Source organism: Sphingobium boeckii (assembly GCF_014199215.1).
Classification (GTDB): Bacteria; Pseudomonadota; Alphaproteobacteria; order Sphingomonadales; family Sphingomonadaceae; genus Sphingobium_A; species Sphingobium_A boeckii.
Genome location: NZ_JACIJC010000004.1, coordinates 13,158 through 32,026, shown reverse-complemented (window position 1 = coordinate 32,026; position 18,869 = coordinate 13,158). Strand labels below are relative to the sequence as shown.

20 protein-coding genes are annotated in these 18,869 nt (G+C 54.4%); 12 read left to right on the top strand and 8 right to left on the bottom strand.

Annotation, left to right across the window (positions count from 1 at the left end; translation table 11 throughout):
* Window positions 1-151 precede the first annotated feature (151 nt).
* From andAc to FHS49_RS11665, 7 genes are all read left to right on the top strand, one after another.
* Window positions 152-1,444: an anthranilate 1,2-dioxygenase large subunit AndAc gene (gene andAc, locus FHS49_RS11695; protein ID WP_184018723.1), complete on the top strand. Its 1,293-nt coding sequence runs from the start codon at window positions 152-154 to the stop codon at window positions 1,442-1,444.
* Window positions 1,441-1,917 carry an anthranilate 1,2-dioxygenase small subunit AndAd gene (gene andAd / locus FHS49_RS11690; protein ID WP_184018715.1) on the top strand — a complete coding sequence of 159 codons (477 nt, stop codon included), beginning with the start codon at window positions 1,441-1,443 and terminating at the stop codon, window positions 1,915-1,917. Before andAc ends, andAd begins: the two co-directional genes overlap by 4 nt.
* A 9-nt stretch (window positions 1,918-1,926) precedes the next feature.
* Window positions 1,927-2,235, top strand: a complete 309-nt coding sequence (locus FHS49_RS11685) for a non-heme iron oxygenase ferredoxin subunit (protein WP_184018713.1) — start codon at window positions 1,927-1,929, stop codon at window positions 2,233-2,235.
* Between the two features lie 384 nt (window positions 2,236-2,619).
* Window positions 2,620-3,924, top strand: a complete 1,305-nt coding sequence (glcF, locus tag FHS49_RS11680; protein ID WP_184018711.1) for a glycolate oxidase subunit GlcF — start codon at window positions 2,620-2,622, stop codon at window positions 3,922-3,924.
* A 2-nt stretch (window positions 3,925-3,926) separates the two neighbouring features.
* Window positions 3,927-5,474, top strand: a complete 1,548-nt coding sequence (locus FHS49_RS11675; protein WP_221240491.1) for an FAD-binding protein — start codon at window positions 3,927-3,929, stop codon at window positions 5,472-5,474.
* Between the two features lie 18 nt (window positions 5,475-5,492).
* Window positions 5,493-6,281, top strand: a complete 789-nt coding sequence (locus FHS49_RS11670) for an SDR family NAD(P)-dependent oxidoreductase (protein WP_184018709.1) — start codon at window positions 5,493-5,495, stop codon at window positions 6,279-6,281.
* Window positions 6,282-6,301: 20 nt separating this feature from the next.
* Window positions 6,302-7,096: an alpha/beta hydrolase gene (locus FHS49_RS11665; RefSeq protein ID WP_184018707.1), complete on the top strand. Its 795-nt coding sequence runs from the start codon at window positions 6,302-6,304 to the stop codon at window positions 7,094-7,096.
* Here FHS49_RS11665 and FHS49_RS11660 read toward each other — a convergent pair.
* The gene (locus FHS49_RS11660) at window positions 7,088-8,002 is read right to left on the bottom strand and encodes a LysR substrate-binding domain-containing protein (RefSeq protein ID WP_184018705.1); all 915 of its coding nucleotides are present in this window, start codon (window positions 8,000-8,002) and stop codon (window positions 7,088-7,090) included. The two genes, FHS49_RS11665 and FHS49_RS11660, sit on opposite strands and share 9 nt — an antisense overlap.
* A gap of 92 nt (window positions 8,003-8,094) precedes the next feature.
* On the opposite strand from FHS49_RS11660, the gene FHS49_RS11655 reads away from it, so the two are divergent.
* From FHS49_RS11655 to FHS49_RS11640, 4 genes are all read left to right on the top strand, one after another.
* Window positions 8,095-8,460, top strand: a complete 366-nt coding sequence (locus FHS49_RS11655) for a hypothetical protein (protein WP_184018703.1) — start codon at window positions 8,095-8,097, stop codon at window positions 8,458-8,460.
* Window positions 8,461-8,486: 26 nt separating this feature from the next.
* Window positions 8,487-9,713 carry an aromatic ring-hydroxylating oxygenase subunit alpha gene (locus tag FHS49_RS11650; RefSeq protein WP_184018701.1) on the top strand — a complete coding sequence of 409 codons (1,227 nt, stop codon included), beginning with the start codon at window positions 8,487-8,489 and terminating at the stop codon, window positions 9,711-9,713.
* A gap of 224 nt (window positions 9,714-9,937) precedes the next feature.
* Entirely contained in the window at window positions 9,938-10,402 is a 465-nt protein-coding gene (locus tag FHS49_RS11645) for a cupin domain-containing protein (protein ID WP_184018699.1), read from the top strand.
* Window positions 10,403-10,541: 139 nt separating this feature from the next.
* On the top strand, window positions 10,542-11,501 hold the full coding sequence (locus FHS49_RS11640; RefSeq protein ID WP_184018697.1) for an AraC family transcriptional regulator: 960 nt from the start codon (window positions 10,542-10,544) through the stop codon (window positions 11,499-11,501).
* 126 nt (window positions 11,502-11,627) lie between these two features.
* Here FHS49_RS11640 and pcaD read toward each other — a convergent pair whose 3' ends face one another.
* Genes pcaD through FHS49_RS11605 form a run of 7 tightly spaced genes read right to left on the bottom strand, consistent with a single transcriptional unit; the run spans window position 11,628 to window position 17,369 of the window.
* A complete protein-coding gene (gene pcaD / locus FHS49_RS11635) occupies window positions 11,628-12,416 on the bottom strand; it encodes a 3-oxoadipate enol-lactonase (RefSeq protein ID WP_184018695.1) in 789 nt (262 codons plus the stop codon).
* Window positions 12,413-13,615: a 3-oxoadipyl-CoA thiolase gene (gene pcaF, locus FHS49_RS11630; RefSeq protein ID WP_184018693.1), complete on the bottom strand. Its 1,203-nt coding sequence runs from the start codon at window positions 13,613-13,615 to the stop codon at window positions 12,413-12,415. The genes pcaD and pcaF overlap by 4 nt, the downstream gene beginning before the upstream one ends.
* A complete protein-coding gene (locus FHS49_RS11625; protein ID WP_184018691.1) occupies window positions 13,612-14,271 on the bottom strand; it encodes a 3-oxoacid CoA-transferase subunit B in 660 nt (219 codons plus the stop codon). The genes pcaF and FHS49_RS11625 overlap by 4 nt, the downstream gene beginning before the upstream one ends.
* Window positions 14,271-14,975, bottom strand: coding sequence for a CoA transferase subunit A (locus FHS49_RS11620; protein WP_184018689.1), 705 nt, complete (start codon window positions 14,973-14,975; stop codon window positions 14,271-14,273). Before FHS49_RS11620 ends, FHS49_RS11625 begins: the two co-directional genes overlap by 1 nt.
* Window positions 14,976-14,992: 17 nt before the next feature.
* On the bottom strand, window positions 14,993-15,883 hold the full coding sequence (locus tag FHS49_RS11615; protein ID WP_184018687.1) for a dioxygenase family protein: 891 nt from the start codon (window positions 15,881-15,883) through the stop codon (window positions 14,993-14,995).
* 30 nt (window positions 15,884-15,913) lie between these two features.
* Window positions 15,914-16,204: a muconolactone Delta-isomerase gene (locus FHS49_RS11610; RefSeq protein ID WP_184018685.1), complete on the bottom strand. Its 291-nt coding sequence runs from the start codon at window positions 16,202-16,204 to the stop codon at window positions 15,914-15,916.
* 4 nt (window positions 16,205-16,208) lie between these two features.
* Window positions 16,209-17,369 (bottom strand): muconate/chloromuconate family cycloisomerase, encoded by a 1,161-nt coding sequence (locus FHS49_RS11605; RefSeq protein WP_184019760.1) that lies wholly within the window; start codon window positions 17,367-17,369, stop codon window positions 16,209-16,211.
* An 82-nt stretch (window positions 17,370-17,451) separates the two neighbouring features.
* Here FHS49_RS11605 and FHS49_RS11600 point away from each other — a divergent pair, with 82 nt between their 5' ends.
* Window positions 17,452-18,354 (top strand): LysR family transcriptional regulator, encoded by a 903-nt coding sequence (locus FHS49_RS11600; RefSeq protein WP_246350657.1) that lies wholly within the window; start codon window positions 17,452-17,454, stop codon window positions 18,352-18,354.
* Window positions 18,355-18,869 lie beyond the last annotated feature (515 nt).

The window sequence follows — 18,869 nt, the reverse complement described above, 5'->3', positions numbered from 1 at the left end:
CAAAAACAGGCCGAATGCCATCGGCTCCGGCAAAAGGCAGCATTTAATTGCCAGATTCGGATAGTGGCTTGCTTCCATGCGCCAATCGGATTGCAGCCCCTCCCATGATCGAGAACTCCTGTGGCCAATCAAGAAAATAAGGGAATTAGCGATGGGCGACATTTCAACTGATCTAGAGAAGCGATTTTCTGTCGCTGAATTTCCTAAGGGCGATGGCTCTCGGGTACCATACAAGGTGTTCAGCAGCCAGGACGTCTACGATCGTGAACAGGAGCGCATTTATCGCGGTCCGACATGGAATTTTCTGGGGCTGGAAGATGAGGTGAAAAGCCCAGGTGACTTTAAAAGCACGTTTATAGGCGATACGCCGGTCGTACTAACGCGTACCGAAGACGGCGAATTGGCCGCTTGGGTGAATCGTTGCGCTCACCGCGGCGCGATGGTGTGCCGCTTAGCGCGGGGCAATGCGAAAAGTCACGACTGCGTCTATCACCAATGGAGCTACGATACGCGCGGCAATTTGCTCGGCGTCCCTTTTCGGCGCGGCCAAAAGGGTGCCGAGGGAATGCCCAAAGACTTTAAGCCAGCTAATCATGGCTTGCGACAACTCCGTGTCCAAAATTATCGGGGCCTTGTTTTCGCGACATTCAGCGATTCCGTCGTGGATTTTCTGGATTATGTCGGGCCAGACATGGCTGGATTCATCGATCGGATCTTTCATAAGCCGGTTGAGTATCTTGGTTGCACGCGCCAATTCTCTAACTCCAACTGGAAGCTCTATCTCGAGAATGTGAAAGACCCGTATCACGCGAGTCTGCTCCACCTGTTTCATACAACCTTCAATATCTTCCGCGTGGGTATGAAGGCGCATTGTCAAACTGATAATATCGACGGTCTTCACTCGATCATTCTGGCGATCAAAGAGCAGGAAAATACGGGAGACGCCTATAAAGAACAAAATATTCGTTCTTACGACGAAGGTTTCAGTCTCGAGGATGATAGCATTCTGGCGCTTGTTCCTGAGTTCGACGTGTTGGCGACGAATCATATTCAGCCGATTTTTCCACAATTGGTGATTCAGCAGATCCACAACACGCTGGTGGCGCGGCAACTTCTGCCCAAGGGGCCCAATAATTTTGAGCTAATATTCCACTTTTTCGGCTATGCGGATGACACGGTCGAGCTACGCGCTTTACGTGTCAAGCAGGCCAATCTCGTTGGCCCGGCAGGCTATATCTCGATGGAAGATACCGAGGCGACCGAGTTGGTTCAACAAGGCACTGTTCGTGATGGCAATGCGCACTCAGTGATCGAAATGGCCCGCGATGCTCCCGAGCAAAAGAATACGCTCATCACTGAAAATCTTATTCGCAGCTTTTGGAAAGGCTATCAGAAGCTGATGGATCTTCCCACCACGAAGACTGACGGGGAGCATGGAGCATGACTAAAGATTTGATGGTCCGGCTCGAGGTCCAATGTCTCCTCGATCTCTACATTGACGTGATCGATAATGATAGGCTGGAGGAATGGCCTGCGCTGTTCGTAGAGGATTGCCTTTATGAAATCATTCCACGCGAAAATGAGGATATGGGCTTACCAGCACCAGTCATGCGCTGCGATAACCAACGCATGTTGCGGGACCGCGTCATTTCACTGAGAAACGCAAACATATTTTCGCCTCAGACATATCGTCATTTCCTGTCTGGTTTGGTAATTCAAAGCGTATCGGACGCCGAAATCGCATTTACAAGCAATTATCTGGTGATCAATTCTAACCAAGCTGGGCAATCCTTCGTGTATCAGACAGGTCGTTATCTCGGTGGCCTGGTAGTCACGGCTGAAGGCTGGCGCTTTTCCCGCCTGCGTTGCATTTTCGAGACGTCGCGTGTTCAAACGCTGCTTGCGATCCCGATCTGAGGAATTTCAATGAGCCATTGGTATGATGTGGGGCCTGAAGGTCTCGTCCCTGAAGGTGAAGTTGCCGGCGTCAACGCTGGCGGAAAGCCAATCGCGCTGGTACTGCACGAAGGCAGCCATTATGCACTTTACGATCTGTGCACGCACGGCGAAGCGCAACTTTCTGAGGGCTGGGTTGAGGACGGTTGCCTTGAATGCCCGCTGCATCAAGGCAAGTTCTGTCTCAAGACAGGTGAGGCGGTCTCAGCGCCGGTCTATGAGCCCGTTGCTGCTTTCGAAGTTCGCGTCCGCGATGGCCGAATCGAAGTATTTGCATGAAATCCTTTGAAAGAACGCGTCGTTGAGTCATGAAAACGCCGCGGCGCGACCGTTGCTTTGAGGGTGGTGGCAATTGGGTCCAAATCGCGACGAATGACGTTTGCAGTGGGCTCGCGTCAACAACGCGCCACTCTTGTGCGCTATTCTGCATCGCGCTTCACATGTTTGCCGCCACCGAAAACGCGCCTCGTCGGCTAGCGCTGTCCGCCTGCACGCGTGAACAATGGTCAGAAATTCAGTCAGGCGAGATTCAAAAATTTCCCTGATTCATGGTCCTGATGAAAACATGATTTTATTCGAAAAACGAATTACTTCCCACGAATTAAATATTTTACATATGGACGACCGTTGGCTCTAACGCTGTTTCGAACGGAAAGAGCGGCGATGAAAACGTATTTTACCGAGCAACAGATTGCCAGTCCGATCCTGCAAGAAGCTGCGTCCGAAATAGAGAAATGCCGCCATTACGGCTTTTGCACGGCAACTTGCCCCACTTATGTCTTGCTCGGCGATGAGCTAGATTCACCGCGCGGTCGTGTCGATTTAATAGGGAAGATGCTTGAAGCAGGCGGGGTCCCCGATCCCTCAACGGTCAAGCATCTCGATCGTTGCCTTTCCTGCATGGCGTGCACGACGACGTGTCCGACATCCATTGATTATGGCAAGCTCATTGATATCGGGCGGGAATATATAGAAGAGAATTATCGTCGCCCTCTCGCTGAAAGGGCATTGCGAACTTTAATCGCTAAAGTTTTGCCAAATCCCGCATTGTTCCGCTTAAGTATGTTGGCTGCGTCCGTCGCGCGCCCATTTTCGGGCGTGCTCGGATCAAAGCTGGCCGGCATGATCGCGATGACAAAGGCGCTGAAGCCTCAAAAATCCGACTTTGCACATTTGGAAAGAGTCGATTCATCTGGAGCGGCCGGGTATCGCGTGGCTCTCCTTGAGGGATGCGTCCAAAAGGTCATCGGAGTTCAAATTAACGATGCGACCATTCGGATTTTGTCTCGCCACGGATGCGAGATTTACAAACCTCGGTCGGTAGGATGTTGCGGTTCACTTCCGCTCCACATGGGAAGAGGGGACGAGGCGCGCGCCTTGGCCCGTCGCGCTGTCGATGCATGGCACAGCGCCATCGTGGACGAAGGTGTCCAGGCGATTATCATCAATGCGTCCGGTTGTGGCACGACCATCAAGGATTATGGGCATCTGCTCAAGGGCGACCCTGATTACGCCAGCAAAGCACAGATTGTCGCCGATCACGCACTCGACATTTCTGAATGGCTGGTGAGAATTGGTATCGAACCAGTTGCGCCTCTTGGTCTGCGGGTCGCGTATCATGACCCCTGTTCGCTGCAACATGCGCAACGCGTGACCAGCCAGCCGCGCCAACTCCTGACACGTGTCGGCTGTGATGTGGTGAATGTCCCCGAACGGCACATGTGCTGCGGCTCCGCGGGAACGTACAATATGCTGCAACCTGAGATCGCCGGGCGGCTGGGTAAACGGAAAGCGGAAAATATCTCGCGGACAAAGCCCGAGGTTATTGCGACCGGAAACATCGGCTGCATGAACCAAATTCAACAATATAGCGATGTGCCGATCGTGCATTTCGTAGAACTTCTTGATTGGGCAACAGGCGGCAAAAAACCCGTCGCTCTTTGCGCGACAGCGTTAAATAGGGGATAGCCGTGGCAACATCATCGCAAACTGCAGTCCAGCAGGACGATCTGGCGGAATTCATGGTAGCTGCGCGAGCGCTGGTGGGGGCCGAATGGGTGGACACTAGCGCGTCGAAGGTCGATCGCTTCGGCGAGAATTTGATGCCGGAGGGTAATGTGCCCGTTTCCGGCGTTATTTATCCCAATTCGACCGAGCAAGTGCAGGGGCTCGTTGCGCTTGCCAATCGTTTCAAGGTGCCGCTTTATCCAGTAAGTACTGGCCAGAATATCGGACTAGGAAGCCGCGCACCGGTCCTGCCCGGACAGGTCGTCGTCGAGCTCGGCCGCCGCATGAATCGCATTCTCGAAATAAATGAAGAGATGGCATATGCGGTAGTAGAGCCAGGCGTTTCCTACCAAGATTTGTATGACGAGTTAGAGTCGCGTGGGCATCCGCTTATGCTGGATACCACATCGGGGCCGCCCCAAGGAGGGCCGCTCGGCAATACGCTGGACAAAGGTGCCGGTTACACGCCCTATTTCGACCATTTCTATATGAGCTGTGGCATGGAGGTCGTGCTTGGGAACGGAGATGTATTGCGTACCGGCGACGGCGCGCTGGAGGGTTCAAAATCTTGGAACATCTCCAAATATGGCCTTGGGCCCTATCTTGATGGTCTATTTCTACAGTCCAACTACGGGATTGTGACCCGGATGGGCATATGGCTTATGCCAAAGCCGCCCGTGACCCAATCCTTCTTTTTCTCTTTTCCAGATGATGACGACATCGGCGAGATCATGGAGTTGGCGCGCTTCACAAAACTACGGGGCGTGATCCCCACGCTGCTCAAAGTCACTAATGATATCTATGCCTTTGGTACTGAAACGCGGTTTCCTCTGGACAGGGCAGACATTCGCAAGACGATCCCCGATGCTGTTCGCAAGGAAATGCAGACTGAACATGGCATCGGAAGTTGGGTCGTCTCGGGCGCTGTCTACGCTCCAACGCAGGAAGCAGCGGATGCGCAGATCGACGTTATTCGAGCCCTGTTCACAAAATCGGGCAAAGCGACCTATATCCCGCAGGAGATTGCGGACGAAAATCCCATGTTCCGGATTCATAGCGACAGCTTCATCGGAAAGCCGACCCGTGACGAATTTCCTCTTTACGAATGGCGCCCCGGAGGCGGCGCGACTTGGATCCTGCCCGTGACGCCCATCCATGGAGAGACCGCGAAGGATCATCAGCGCCTGTCGCGGAATATTCTTGAACGCTTTGGGTTCGACTATATTTGTGAACACGTCGTCGGTGCCCGCATGAGCCGCGCGCTGCATGTTTTGGTATGGAACCGAGAAGACCCCGAGGAGAACGCGAGGGCAGACGCTTGCTACAAGGCGTTTATCGACGAGTATGCCGCCGCTGGCTATCCTGTGTCGCGGCCGCCCACGGCCTACCAACCCTATGCAATGAACCGCCTTGGGCACAGCTTCCTGCAAACCTGCAACAACATCAAGGATGCACTGGATCCCAATGGCATTCTCTCGCCCGGCCGATACGGAATCGGGCTCCATCGCTAATTTTATCAAGGCTGACATATGACACTTGATTATTCCACATTGGGACCGACGAGCGGGTCTCGCCTGGTCATAGCCGGGGGCTCGGGAGGGATAGGTCGAGAATTGGTGCGGGCCTGCAAAGCACTGCAACATGAGGTGGTTGTTCTCGATCTCGAAGCATCAATTGCGGACAACGCCCGGGAAGAGGGCGTGGAATACATTGCTTTCGACGGGGCAAGCTCTGCCTCGATCACAGATGCAACACAGCAGCTAACCGCTGGCGGGAAGCACCTGGACGGGTTTGTATTCCTCAGTGGTTTCCCCCTCATGCCGCGTCGACCTCTGTCTGAAGTGGCTGTGGAGCAATGGGACGAACTCATGGCCGTTAACCTGCGGTCAGCGTATCTGCTGTCTGCCGGATTGCTGCCGCTCCTGAAACGCGCAGACGCGCCAGCCATCGTAACGGTCGCCTCTAGCCTCGGATATCAGGTCATGCCGGGAATGGGGGCATACGCGACCTCAAAGGGTGGACTTGTAAGCCTCACCAAGGCGCTTGCGATGGAAAATGCGCCCAAGGTCCGCGCAAATGTCGTGGCACCCGGGGCGGTCGAAACAAACTTTCTGGCGGGTGGAACGGGGCGTGACGCATCTGCGTCTGATCGCTCTTGGTTTGATCAGATGAGCGACAAGTATGTGGCGAGTATCCCCCTTGGCCGGGTGGCGGAACCCTCCGATATTGTCGGGCCAATCCTGTTCCTGCTGGGGCCAAATTCGTCCTACATGACGGGTCAAGTACTTCACTTAAACGGCGGGCGATTCACGCCCTGAGCGGTAGAATGGGCCAATCTATGGGCGACAATGAATTCGAATATGTTACGGGGCAGGGACGTTCCGGTTTTCCGCGGCTACTGCAATCCTTTGAAGCTGCCAGTGAGATCCAGGCGAAGCGTCAAGACAGTATCTTGGACCGTCAATATGGGGCTCATGCCAGACAACGCCTAGATTTTTTTCCAGCCAAAAACGGGGCCATCGCTACGCTCGTGTATTTTCATGCTGGTTATTGGCAATCGCGTGATAAGTCGACGTTCCGCTTTATCGCTCCGCCATTTAACGAAGCGCTTTTCAATGTGGCGCTTGTGAATTACCCGCTATGCCCCGACGCGACCGTGGCGCAATTGACCGATGCGACGGCGGAGTCACTTACGCCAGTGGCTGATCTCGATAAAGTACCGTTGATATTGGCCGGACACTCAGCGGGCGCACATCTTGCGATCGAATTAGGTATGCGGTGCGCAAAGTCTGGACCGACCATCGCTGGCATAGCAGCGATCAGCGGCGTGTTTGATCTGCAACCACTGACATCGACAAGCCTCAACCAGAATTTGCAGATGGACAAGGCAAGTGCCCGTTCGGCGTCACCCGCCTTTCGTGTATTGCAGGATCAGCCGCAGGCTATCTTTGCTGTGGGCGGCGAAGAGACTGAGGCATTTCTGTTGCAGACGCTTCAAATGCATCGTGCCTGGCGGAGCGCCGGCAATGAGTCACATCACCATATCGTCGACGGTGCCGATCACTTCACAATCCTTTCAAGCTTTACGGATCCAAACCAATCATTGCATCGCCTGGTGACCCAGCTAGTCTGAAATCGCGGTGACACGGCCTTCGCAAATTTCGCGAAGCCGCTGGACAAGCCCTGTTCGGTTAGCAGAGCGCGAGATGAGGTAAATGTCTACGAACGCCTCATCTTCAATCTCTATAAAACGTGTGTTCTCGGCATGAACGCCGCTTATGCTGAGAGCGGGAACGACGGCGACTCCGAAACCGGCACCCGCCAAAGCTACAGCGACGGGCATACTTTCAACTTGTTGTGCGATGTGCGGATTGTAACCGGATTTCTGGCATAAGTGCAAAAATGTATCGAAGAAGGATGGAAACGTCTGGCGCGTCAAGGTGATGAAAGCGATGTCCGCCAATTCCCGCATGGCAATACTCTTGCGATCTGCCAGTGCGTGGGTTGCGCCAACGCAAAGGACAAGCCGTTCATGAAGGGCGAGAGTGACATTAAGTTCTGTTGCTTCGAAAACATTTCCCATGCTGCCAACAGCAATATCGACAAATCCCACGTCCACTTCGCCGTTTATAACCGCCATATACTGGGCATTCGACTGCATCTGCCGCAAATCGACCTCTGCTGTTGGTGAAAGTGCATGAAATTCTGTCAAGAACTCAGACAAGCGTACCAGCATCACGGCGCTCATGAAACCAACTACGATTTTACCTTCGTAGCCGCGATCTACCCGCCGAGCTTCGTCGATGGCTTCGTCGGCACTTGCCAAGATCATACGTGCGCGATTGAGAAAGATATCCCCCGCTTTGCTGAGAGACACATTCCTCTTGTCCCGATCCAATAATTTCAGCCCGAGTTCGCTCTCCAGTGCGGCTATTTGCTGGCTGAGAGGGGGCTGAGACATATTAAGCCGCTTTGCCGCTCTGCTAAAGTGTAGCTCCTCGGCAACCGCAACAAAATATCTGAGATGACGCAACTCCATTATATATTCCAAACCTTGCAGCTTTCAATGTAGAATATATTAGACATATTTATGACCCTATTGCAATCTGACTATCAAGGCAGGAGAATCGCATGAGTCAGAGATTGCCAGATCTGTTTGCGAGCCTGGAGCTGTATGTTGATGGGGGTTGGTCTGTCGCCACGCAGCAAGAGCGTAACGATAAGCGTTGCGGGTCCACGCTCGACGAGTTGAATGCCTTTTATTGCGCGATGATGCCGCATATCGCAGCAGTGGCGGACTACCTTAATCATTACCCGCTTGAAGCCATTCCGCCTCAGGCCGCGCGCCTTCTTCAGCTCGGTTTGATGTTGATGGAAATCGCGCCTGCCGTTGAAGTTATGAAGAGTCCGGATATTCCAACCGACTTTGCACGGGAACGGCTCATCATTCACCCGCAGATCCAAAATTACAAAGTGTCGAGCGTGCGGGCGGCATGACTAGCCTCTGATATCAGGAGTGTATAATGGCATCTTTGCCGATATCTGAACCCATCGTTCCCGATCTGACGACCAAGGAACGGGTGAACGCGAGCCAGCATCCTGAGTTGGGCACCGGACCAATTCCGGTTGAGTTTTTTCTGTCAGAAGAAATCTTCCAGCGGGAAGCTGACGAGATTTTTGGCCGCTATTGGTTGGTGATCGGGCGAAGCGAGCAGGTGCGTAACTCTGGCGATTATTTCGTGTATGAAGTTGAAGTCCAAAAAACATCTGTCATCGTCGCCAAAGGCAAGGATGGTAAGGTTCGGGCGTTTCATAATATTTGCCGACACCGTGGGAACCGTGTTGCAAGCGGAGCAGGCAACTGCCGACACTTCGTCTGCCAAAACCACGGCTGGGCCTTCACTATGGATGGAAAACTGGCAAGCGCACCAGACTTCTCGCAATTCCATGATCTGGATAAAGCCACATTAGGTCTTGTCGAGATTAATTGCGAAGTTTGGAATAGCTTTATATTTATCAATTTCGACAAAAATCCAGCGCAAACGCTGATAGAACAACTTGGTGGATTTGTAGAACAATATCGCGATTATCCGTTCGAGTCTCTGGTTTGCGGCGGCCAATGGTCATCCAAGCTCCGTTGTAATTGGAAAGTTTTCCAGGATATTTTCCAAGAGGCATACCACGTCAGCACGGTGCACGCCGGAACCTTTCCAACGTTTTATGCGGGTCCCATTAATCCATTCGGTCGGCCCGGTGGCTTCAAGACATGGGGACTCAACCGGAGCGCGACTGTCGTTTATAACCCTGAGTATGAGGCGACGCCCATCGAAAAGGTTGCGGCTGCGCTGGGGACAACCTGGACCGATATGGCTACCGAAGGATTTCCGGGTTCAAACTGGTCTAACAATAAGTATTTTGCGTTCGATATTAATGGGACGTTTCCCAACATTCTCATTGATGTCGCCTCCGGGTTCTTCTTTACTCACCAATTTTGGCCGATCAGCGTCAATGAGACCCGTTGGGTCGGGAGCGTTTACTTCTTGCCGCCTCGCAAGCCCAGTGAGTTGCTGAGCCAGGAACAGGCGTATATTTTGATACGCGATGCTTGGCGGGAAGATCTCAGTCTTGGCGAGGCCGCGCAGCTCGCGCTAGAATCGCGGGCAATGGACCATGTACATTTTGCGGACTCAGAAATTGCGTTGCGTCACTCCTTTGAGGCCATGAAACAGGCACTCAACCTTGATCTGTGACTAGCGACTTGGATTAGGTTGCGGCCCGCTATTTTAGCGTTGAAGCCAAATTGGCGAATCGCTTCATGCTGACGACCCTCTCCAGAACGTAGGAATGAACTGGTGAACAAGCCGAGATTGATCAGGTTTGATCAAGAAATTCACTTCCTTAAATGACGCTAAAATATGCCTAGCCCGGCATAACGTCCCAGGGCGCGAATTTATTTGACGGGAGCGGTATTTCGTTGAGCAGAGACGTGTTCATAAGTCGTCCTGGAGAAGGCGAGTCTTTCTTCAATCCCGATGGTTGTCGCGTAACAATCCGAGTTGATGGTCGTCAGACCGCAGGACGATTTACGGTCGTGGAAGCCGAGCATCTTCCAGAGGCTCCGCCAGCTCCGCTTCATGTTCATGGCAATGAAGATGAAGCAATCCAGATATTGGAGGGTTGCCTCATCGTTGAAATCGACGGCGTGAAACATGAGGCATCGGTCGGAACATTCATTCACATCCCGCAAGGCGTTTCGCAGCGGTTTTGGAATCCCGGTTCTGAAACATGTCGTTACCTGTCAATATTCTCTCCGTCAGGTCAGGAAGATTATTTCAAAGCGGCATATTCGCTAGATCCTGCCCAGCTTGGTTATGGTCGTGAGCTGGCGCTAATTCGTGCGCAATATGGGTTAGAATACCCTCGCTCGGTGAGCGAATGATTTCGCCAATCTGCCAGGGCGCAGATTCATTCCCTACAGAACGCAGTGCCTTACCCCTGCGGCTATCGAGAAGTGTAGCGAGGGGTGGTTAGCGCCGCACCATTTTTGCAAGATTGGAGCCAGGAGGGCTTAACTCATCATGATCGGTAAGCAACTTTCCAAAGTTCCAGACTATCAATTGTTCGTCTCGGACGATGTAGAAGATATGCGCGACAGGATTTCGGCAGTAATGCAGCCCCATGATCTTCGGCCTCTAGGGTTGAGCAGGTCGGTCAGTTGTTCGATGAGTTATTTGCAACTCGCCAATATTGGCGTCGGCACCATCAGTTTCGGACGAATGGCCGTTCATTTGGATCGGATCGACGGCTACCACCTTCTGATTTTGTGCCAGAGCGGTCAGGCCGAAATACGTATAGGGCAAGAGACACTTGTCATCGGCGGCTCCAAGGGCGTGTGCATCGGCCCGGGGGAGGCTTTTAGCGCGGAATTCTCCCATGATTGCGTACAGCTCATCTTCCGAATTGACGATTTGGCGCTTCGCCGTGCGAGTGGACGGTCTGATGCAACCTTGCGGAATGTGTTTGACCTTGGTTCCGCAGAATTGCGTTCTTGGGTAAAATGCGCCGATATGGTCCTTGATGATCGCGCCATGATGGCCCTGATGCAAAGCGATAGGAATCTTAGTGCAAGCTATGAACAGGTTTTTCTGACCGCTTTGTTCAGCGGGCTCGGCGTGATAGGCGAACCGAAATGCGGCACGTTCGCCCCGGCAGCGGTAAAACGGGCTGAGGCCTACATCGAGGAGAATATCCGAAACGAGATCGCGCTTGGCGATATTGCTTCGGCAGTGGGTGTGCCAGTGCGAACGCTGCTGGATAGCTTTCAGAGGTTTCGAGGTATCAGTCCTATGCGGTATCTGCGAGATCGGCGCCTCGATGAAGCTCGAGACCGGCTGAGATGTGATCCGAATCTGAGAGTGACGCAAGTAGCCCTGGAATCAGGATTTACGCATCTCGGTCGGTTTTCACAGGCCTATCGCTTGCGTTTCGGGGAGAGGCCATCGCTACGCAGCGGTACCATCGCTCGTCGCAATTCATGATTGTGTCGCTGGACCTTGCTCGATCATCGAACCTTTGAACTTTTCTACAAGACCTCATAGAACTTGGAGACTTTCGCGGAACGATGACGCAAAGCCCGGGTCAGCCTCGCGAACGCGATCGCTTGTCTATGAAGCGCAAAATTCAATAATTTTTCGCTCGAAGGCTTTTGGCTGCTCTATATTGGACAGGTGTGCCGCTTCGAGAACCGCAAGCGTTGCGCCTGGAATATTGTCGGCAAGAAATTCGGCATGGCTGATGGGCGTAGCGGGATCTTCCGTTCCTGCGATCACAAGGGTTGGAACAGCGATCAGCTTGGCAACCATGCGCTGATCCATATCACGAATTGCGGCGCAGCATCCCGCATAGCCATGGGCCGGAGTTGATAGCAACATGCTCCGGATCGGTGCGATCGCATCCGCCGAATGCAGCAGGAAATTCGATCGAAACCAGCGCTGCAATACGGAATCAGCTATCGCGGCAGTCCCGCTTGTCGAAATGACACGAATACGTTCGTCCCAACTCTCTGGCGGTCCCATGTAAGCGGAAGTATTGGCTAGGATCAGGCGCTCAAGTCGCTCAGGTGCACGCCAACCCAGCCACTGACCGACCATGCCGCCCTTCGAGAGGCCGCAGAAGGTCACGCGCTCGATCTCGAGTGCGTCGAGCAACTCTATCGCATCTCGGCTCAACCGGTCGACCGAATAAGCACCCGCTGGCGCGTCCGAGAGCCCATGCCCCCGACTATCGTAGCGCAATACGCGGAAATTCTCGCGAAAGCCCGGCATTTGCACGTCCCACATTGCCATTGCTGTGCCCAACGAATTGGAAAGCATCAAAACAGGAGCGTGCGGTGCGCCATCGAAGCGGTATGCGATCCTGCAGCCATCGCCCATGGTAACCATATCGTTGCTCATAACCGCTCCACCGCCAGCGCTAGACCCTGTCCAACACCCACGCACAGCGTGGCGAGACCGTATCGACCACCTTCTACTTCCAACCGATGCACGAGGGTTTGTACAATTCGCACGCCGGACATGCCGAGGGGATGACCTAACGCGATCGCGCCGCCGCATGCGTTGACGTGGTGCGCATCGTCGGCGAGACCGAGACAGCGCAACACAGCGAGAGACTGACTCGCGAAAGCTTCATTGAGTTCAATCGCGTCAAAGTCGCCGATCTTCCTGTTGATCCGCGCCAACAGTGTTTGCACCGCCGGGACCGGCCCGATCCCCATAACGCGCGGAGCCACTCCGGCGCTAGCCATGCCCAATATGCGCGCGCGGGGCGTTAGACCATGCCGCTGCGCGGCCGCTGCCGATGCGACAATCATTGCCGCGGCGCCATCGTTGACCCCCGACGCGTTGCCCGCGGTTACGGTGCCTCCTGGACGAACGATTGGCATGAGTTTCTGCAAATCAGCGATCGACGTGTCGCCTCGCGGATGTTCGTCGCTATCGACGACCACCTTCACCTTGCCGCTATCGACAACCACAGGGACGATCTCATCGGCATGAAAGCCGTCGGCCTGCGCCTTTGCGGTGCGCTGCTGGCTACGCAAAGCAAAGTAATCCTGATCTTCGCGCGAAACCCCGAACTCGTCTGCAACATTCTCGCCGGTTGCGGGCATCGGATCGGTGCCGTAGGCGACGTTCATCGCCGGATTGACGAAGCGCCATCCAATCGTGGTGTCATAGATCGCATTGTCGCGCGAAAAGGCACTTTTGGCCTTCGGTAAAACGAATGGCGCACGGGTCATGCTTTCCACACCGCCCGCAATCATCATGTCAGCGTCGCCCGCTCTTATCGCCCGTGCCGCCGACCCGATCGCATCAAGGCCCGACGCACATAGCCGGTTGACGGTCGAGCCGCCGACGCAATCTGGTAGTCCTGCGAGCAATACGGCCATGCGTGCCACATTGCGATTGTCCTCGCCAGCCTGATTGGCACAGCCGAGTATCACATCGTCGATCGCGGAAGGGTCGAGCGTTTCGTTGCGCTCGATTAGGTTGCGAAGTACGATAGCGGCAAGATCATCTGGTCGAACGTGCGCGAGACCGCCGCCATATCGTCCGATCGGTGTCCGGATCGCATCGCAGATGAACGCATCCGTCATTGCGCCACCTTTGCAGTGCTACCATCGAAAAAGGTGGTGGCTGTGCGGGCAGTGACCTCTTCGAGAGACACGCCTGGTGCCAGTTCGAGCAAGGTTAGGCCGCCTGCCTTTTTATCGCAGCCGATCACGCACAGATCAGTTATGATCAGATCGACAACGCCTGCGCCGGTCAGCGGCAATGAGCAGCGCTCGAGAATTTTTGGGGCACCGTGCTTGTTGGAATGCTCCATCACAACCACAACGCGTTTGACACCCGCGACGAGATCCATCGCACCGCCCATACCCTTCACCATTTTGCCCGGAATTGTCCAGTTGGCGAGATCGCCATTGGATGCAACTTCCATCGCACCGAGCACGGTCAAATCGATATGGCCGCCCCGGATCATAGCGAAACTATCTGCCGAGGAAAAAAAGCTCGAGGTCGGGAGCGCGGTAATTGTCTGTTTGCCGGCATTGATCAGGTCTGCATCGGCTTCATCCTCATAGGGAAAAATGCCCATTCCCAGCATGCCGTTTTCCGACTGGAGCGTGACCTTCATCCCGTCGGGAATATAGTTGGCGACCAGCGTCGGAATGCCGATACCAAGGTTGACATAATATCCGTCGTGCAACTCGCGTGCAGCGCGGGCTGCCATGTCTTCTCGCGTCCATGCCATTAGCCGCTCCTTGGCCGCGTGGTCAGTTTCTCGATCCGCTTTTCGTTGATCGTGCTCCGAACCACTCGATCAACGAAGATGCCCGGGGTGTGGATGTGGTCGGGATCGAACGTGCCGTCGGCTACAATTTCTTCGACCTCGGCGATTGTCACTTTTCCTGCTGTCGCCATGTTCGGATTGAAGTTTCGTGCTGTCTTTCGGAACATGAGATTGCCTGCGCTGTCCGCACGCCATGCCTTGACGATCGATAAATCCGCGCGCAACCACGACTCGCGAATGTAGAGTTCGCCGTCAAATACCTCAGCGGGCTTTCCCTCGGCCACGATCGTTCCCACGCCGGTCCTGGTGTAAAAGGCTGGAATTCCCGCGCCACCGGCTCGTATCCGTTCGGCCAGTGTTCCTTGGGGATTCAATTCAAGTTCCAGTTCACCCGACAGGTAAAGCTGTTCGAACAGTTTATTGTCGCCGACATAAGACGAGATCATTTTCCGGATTTGGCGATTGTCAAGCAACATCCAAAGACCGAAGCCATCGGCTCCACAATTGTTCGAGATGACAGTCAGGTCTTTAACGCCGGCACTGCGTATCTCCGGTATCAGACTTTCCGGATTGCCTGAGAGGCCGAAGCCGCCGGACATGATTGTCATGCCGTCGAACAAGACGTCTACAAGCGCGGCGGTGGGGCTCGGGTAGATTTTACTCATCGTCAGGAGTTATTCCTTCATGCGTGCGCGCGGACGCGTGCGGAAAAAGCTTCGCCCAATGGGTTTTCGGAACGCTGAAGGACAAAGTCGAAGGCAATATAGGCTGTATCACCCTGACGATTAGGCACTGGAAGCAGGCCTGCTCGTGTGCCGAATGCGAAATCGTCTGCAGCGAAGGGATCGTCACCGAAATTGATCTGCGTCGTCAGCGTTCGATAGCCGGGAGCCTCTACGAAGAAATGGACATGTGCCGGTCGATGTCCATGGCGGCCGAGCAAGTGCATGAGCGTATCAGTGGCACCACCGGGGGGAACACTGTAGCCGTTCGGCATCTTCGACTGGAAGCCGTAATGACCATCCGGGCCGAGCTTAAGCCTTCGACGGTTGTTGAACGGTGTCTGCTCACCGGTTGGATCGAAATGCGAATAGAAGCCCTTCGAATTCGCGTGCCACACGTGAAGGACGGCGTTCGGGACAGGTTCACCATCGGCACCAAAAATATTGCCGGACATGTAAAGTGTGCCCGTATCGTCAGGGTCGTCGGTCAGATTGGCGTCGCTATCAACCAGCGGCGCATTCTCAACATAAAGAGGCCCTTCGATGGTGCGCGGCGTCCCGCCCTCAAGTCCCGCCTCGGCATCTTTTGCGTCCATGTGCAGATCGAGAAAATGCTCAAGGCCGACTCCTGGCATCAGGAGGCCGAATTCGGTGACGCCCTGCTGCAGGAAATTCACTGCCTGCCAGACCTCGCTTTCGTCGATATCGTGCTTGACGATCACGGCCATCATTCCTTCTAGCAGATCGCGCAGAATAATCTTCAGACGGGGATTTCCCCCGGTGGTGCTGATACCTGCGGCGCGATCGAGAAGGTCTTGGACGATGGGAGTCTGAATGAAATCAGGGGTCATTGGGCCTCTCCGTATATATGGTGGCGATCTTTAGCGATCGTCGTCGTGAATGGATGACGGGTGACGGCAGAGCGCGGTGACGCGCACTTCCATGAAAGGATACAGCGGTAGGCTAATTAAGACGTCGTGCAATTCGCTGCTGCTGGTAACGTCGAAGATACTGATATTGCTGTAAAGGCCGACAACGCGCCAGATATGTCGCCAGGTTCCCACCTTCTGGAGTTCCTGAAATCGCTCAAGTTCCTTTCGCTTCAGGTCGGCGAAGTGGTCCACATCATAATCTAGCGGCACCTTCACATCCATTTCTACTTTGAACAACATCGATTTAGCCTTTTTGCATTGCAGCGATGGAGATTGTGGGACGTGCGGCTGCGTCACGACGCAGGAATGTGATACAGTCTTCGTCGAGAGCAATCCCGAGTCCTGGTCCTGATGGCACGCTTAACGCGAAATTACTGTAGGTTGGCGGTACCTCGAGGAGTTCCTCGGTCAGCAGCAGCGGTCCGAACAATTCTGTTCCAAAGGCGAGGCTGGGAAACGTGGCAAAGACATGCGCCGAAGCGATCGTGCCAACGCCCGCCTCGAGCATCGTCCCGCCATAGAGGCCTATCCCCGCAGCATCGGCGATCAATTGGACCGCCTTTGCTGCAGACAGGCCGCCGGACTGCTCAATTTTAATGGCGAATACGTCTGCTGCCGCACTCCGCGCAAAATCAAATGCGTCTTCCGGTCCATGCAGCGCCTCGTCCGCCATGATCGGGATCGCAGAGAGGGCGCGCAGCCGGGCCATCCCCTCCCGATTGTTGCGACTGATCGGCTGCTCGACGAGATCGCAGCCGATATCAGCCAGCATGGCGACGCCCCGTCGTGCGGTGGTTTCGTCCCACGCCATGTTGATGTCGACGCGAATGGAAGCGCGGTCGCCAAGCGCTCTTTTGATTGCGCCGACATGGGTCACGTCTTCAACGAGGGCTCGTTTTCCGATTTTCAGTTTGAAAGCCTTATGCCGGCGGAGGTCGAGCATCGTCTCGGCCTCGGCGATGTCGTCGGCCGTACTGCCGCTTGCGAGCGTCCACAGCACAGGAAGCTCATCGCGCACCCGTCCCCCCAGCAATTCGCTGATCGCGAGACCTGTACGCTTGCCCTGCGCGTCCAGCAGCGCGGTCTCTACCGCACATTTGGCAAAATGATTGCCGACGATCGAGCGGCCAAGGGCCGCCATGATCATGGCAGGACGGCTCGCGTCGCCAACGAGCAGTAAAGGCGCGAAATAGCTGTCGATCGCCAGCTTGATGCCCTCGGGGCTCTCGTCGCCATATGACAGGCCGCCAATAGTGGTGGCTTCCCCAATCCCGATTGAACCGTCAGCACAATGCAGCCGCAACAGGCACACTGTCTGCCGATACATTGTGGTCATCGCGAGAACATGAGGTCGGATCGTGGGGACATCCAAGATGATTGTTTCCACGCGTTCAATCGCGATCATACCATTTTCATATTGCATGGCTGATTGGATAGCGAGCAAACACGGCCGCGACAAAGACTTGATTAATCGGCTTTGATACTCAATGGGTATCGTCATGGAACTTCGACACTTGCGCTATTTTATGGCGGTTGCAGCAGCACGAAATTTCACGCGCGCAGCAAACCAACTTGGCATGGCTCAGCCACCGCTGAGCCGACAGATCCTGGAACTCGAGCAGGAGTTGGGAGCGAATCTTTTTGAGCGAAAAAGTCGTCCGATCGCGCTGACCGACGCCGGGCGCCTTCTCTTGGATCTCGCTCACGACACCTTGAACAGCGTCGATCGCCTCAAACATGCCATGCGACGGTATAAGGAGAATGGGCGCCAGCGTTTTGTCATCGGATTTGTCGGATCAACCATATATGGGCCGGTGCCCACAATGTTACGATCATTCCGGGCCCTGGCTCCGGAACTTGACATAGATTTGGTAGAAATGAACACGTTGGCGCAAATGAAGGCTCTGAAAGATGGATCGGTCGATGCGGGGATAGGGCGCCTTATTTTTGAAGACAGTGCGATTGAGCGGCAGGTGCTCGAATTGGAGCCTCTTGTCGTGGCGCTCCCAACTGATCATCCGCTCGCGCCAGACCGTTCTTCTGTCTCGATCCTGGAATTGCTTGAAGATACTCTGATTGTCTACCCAAGCGAACCACGGCCCAGCTATGCCGATCAAATTCTTGGTTTGTTTCGCCAATATGCGGCGACACCGCAGCACATCAGGGAAGTTCGTGAACTTCAAACGGCATTGGGGCTCGTGGTCGCGAGGGCGGGAATATCGATCGTGCCCAATGCGGTTCGAAGGCTGCGGCGCGACGATATCGCATATCGACCTATAAGCGAACCGGACGCTGTTTCGCCGATCATTTTGAGCTGGCGGGCGTCTGACGCCTCGCCTGCTCTCAATCTGTTGCGCAGCGTATGGCGTGATATCGACGTCAGCGCCTGAAGGAAGGAGAGGGGGTGTCGATCACAACGGTCGGGCCAGCCAGAAAAATGATCATCGATATTATGCTAGTTTATTGGTTCTGGGCTGTCTTTGGATTCTTCCGCCACGACGGCCGTGCTGATGAATTTGAGCGCCGGCGAGGTGCGAAGCGCCAACAGCGAAATGGGCCAATCTTTGAGGGGACGAAGCTGTTAATCCGGGGTATCAATTAATACTCAAAACAAATAAATTATCTTGGATAAATATATTAGACATATACGTTTGCTGTGGGCAATCTTGAGCGACGATCAGATGGAGGGTCTCGTGAGCAAGGTGCTGCCGACGCAATTCTCCAATGCTAAGCTTGGTCTTGATTTCACCCAGTTTGCCGGGCTGAGAGGGCCGTTCATCTCGATCTCAGAGAAATCCCGATCTCGCTGCGTGTTTCAATATCCGCTGTGTGATGCGGCGTATCATGCGACACGAAAACATGTGGCCCGCGCTCGCCATGCCTTCCCATTGGTTTTGGCTCGAAA

Coding starts and splice junctions, on each gene's coding strand:
- FHS49_RS11600 (WP_246350657.1), top strand. CDS start 17,452: ATGGGTATCGTCATGGAACTTCGACACTTGCGCTATTTTATGGCGGTT.
- andAd (WP_184018715.1), top strand. CDS start 1,441: ATGACTAAAGATTTGATGGTCCGGCTCGAGGTCCAATGTCTCCTCGAT.
- FHS49_RS11670 (WP_184018709.1), top strand. CDS start 5,493: ATGACACTTGATTATTCCACATTGGGACCGACGAGCGGGTCTCGCCTG.
- FHS49_RS11655 (WP_184018703.1), top strand. CDS start 8,095: ATGAGTCAGAGATTGCCAGATCTGTTTGCGAGCCTGGAGCTGTATGTT.
- FHS49_RS11685 (WP_184018713.1), top strand. CDS start 1,927: ATGAGCCATTGGTATGATGTGGGGCCTGAAGGTCTCGTCCCTGAAGGT.
- andAc (WP_184018723.1), top strand. CDS start 152: ATGGGCGACATTTCAACTGATCTAGAGAAGCGATTTTCTGTCGCTGAA.
- FHS49_RS11660 (WP_184018705.1), bottom strand. CDS start 8,002: ATGGAGTTGCGTCATCTCAGATATTTTGTTGCGGTTGCCGAGGAGCTA.
- FHS49_RS11640 (WP_184018697.1), top strand. CDS start 10,542: ATGATCGGTAAGCAACTTTCCAAAGTTCCAGACTATCAATTGTTCGTC.
- FHS49_RS11625 (WP_184018691.1), bottom strand. CDS start 14,271: ATGGCATGGACGCGAGAAGACATGGCAGCCCGCGCTGCACGCGAGTTG.
- pcaD (WP_184018695.1), bottom strand. CDS start 12,416: ATGAGCAACGATATGGTTACCATGGGCGATGGCTGCAGGATCGCATAC.
- FHS49_RS11615 (WP_184018687.1), bottom strand. CDS start 15,883: ATGACCCCTGATTTCATTCAGACTCCCATCGTCCAAGACCTTCTCGAT.
- FHS49_RS11610 (WP_184018685.1), bottom strand. CDS start 16,204: ATGTTGTTCAAAGTAGAAATGGATGTGAAGGTGCCGCTAGATTATGAT.
- FHS49_RS11605 (WP_184019760.1), bottom strand. CDS start 17,369: ATGATCGCGATTGAACGCGTGGAAACAATCATCTTGGATGTCCCCACG.
- FHS49_RS11650 (WP_184018701.1), top strand. CDS start 8,487: ATGGCATCTTTGCCGATATCTGAACCCATCGTTCCCGATCTGACGACC.
- pcaF (WP_184018693.1), bottom strand. CDS start 13,615: ATGACGGATGCGTTCATCTGCGATGCGATCCGGACACCGATCGGACGA.
- glcF (WP_184018711.1), top strand. CDS start 2,620: ATGAAAACGTATTTTACCGAGCAACAGATTGCCAGTCCGATCCTGCAA.
- FHS49_RS11665 (WP_184018707.1), top strand. CDS start 6,302: ATGGGCGACAATGAATTCGAATATGTTACGGGGCAGGGACGTTCCGGT.
- FHS49_RS11620 (WP_184018689.1), bottom strand. CDS start 14,975: ATGAGTAAAATCTACCCGAGCCCCACCGCCGCGCTTGTAGACGTCTTG.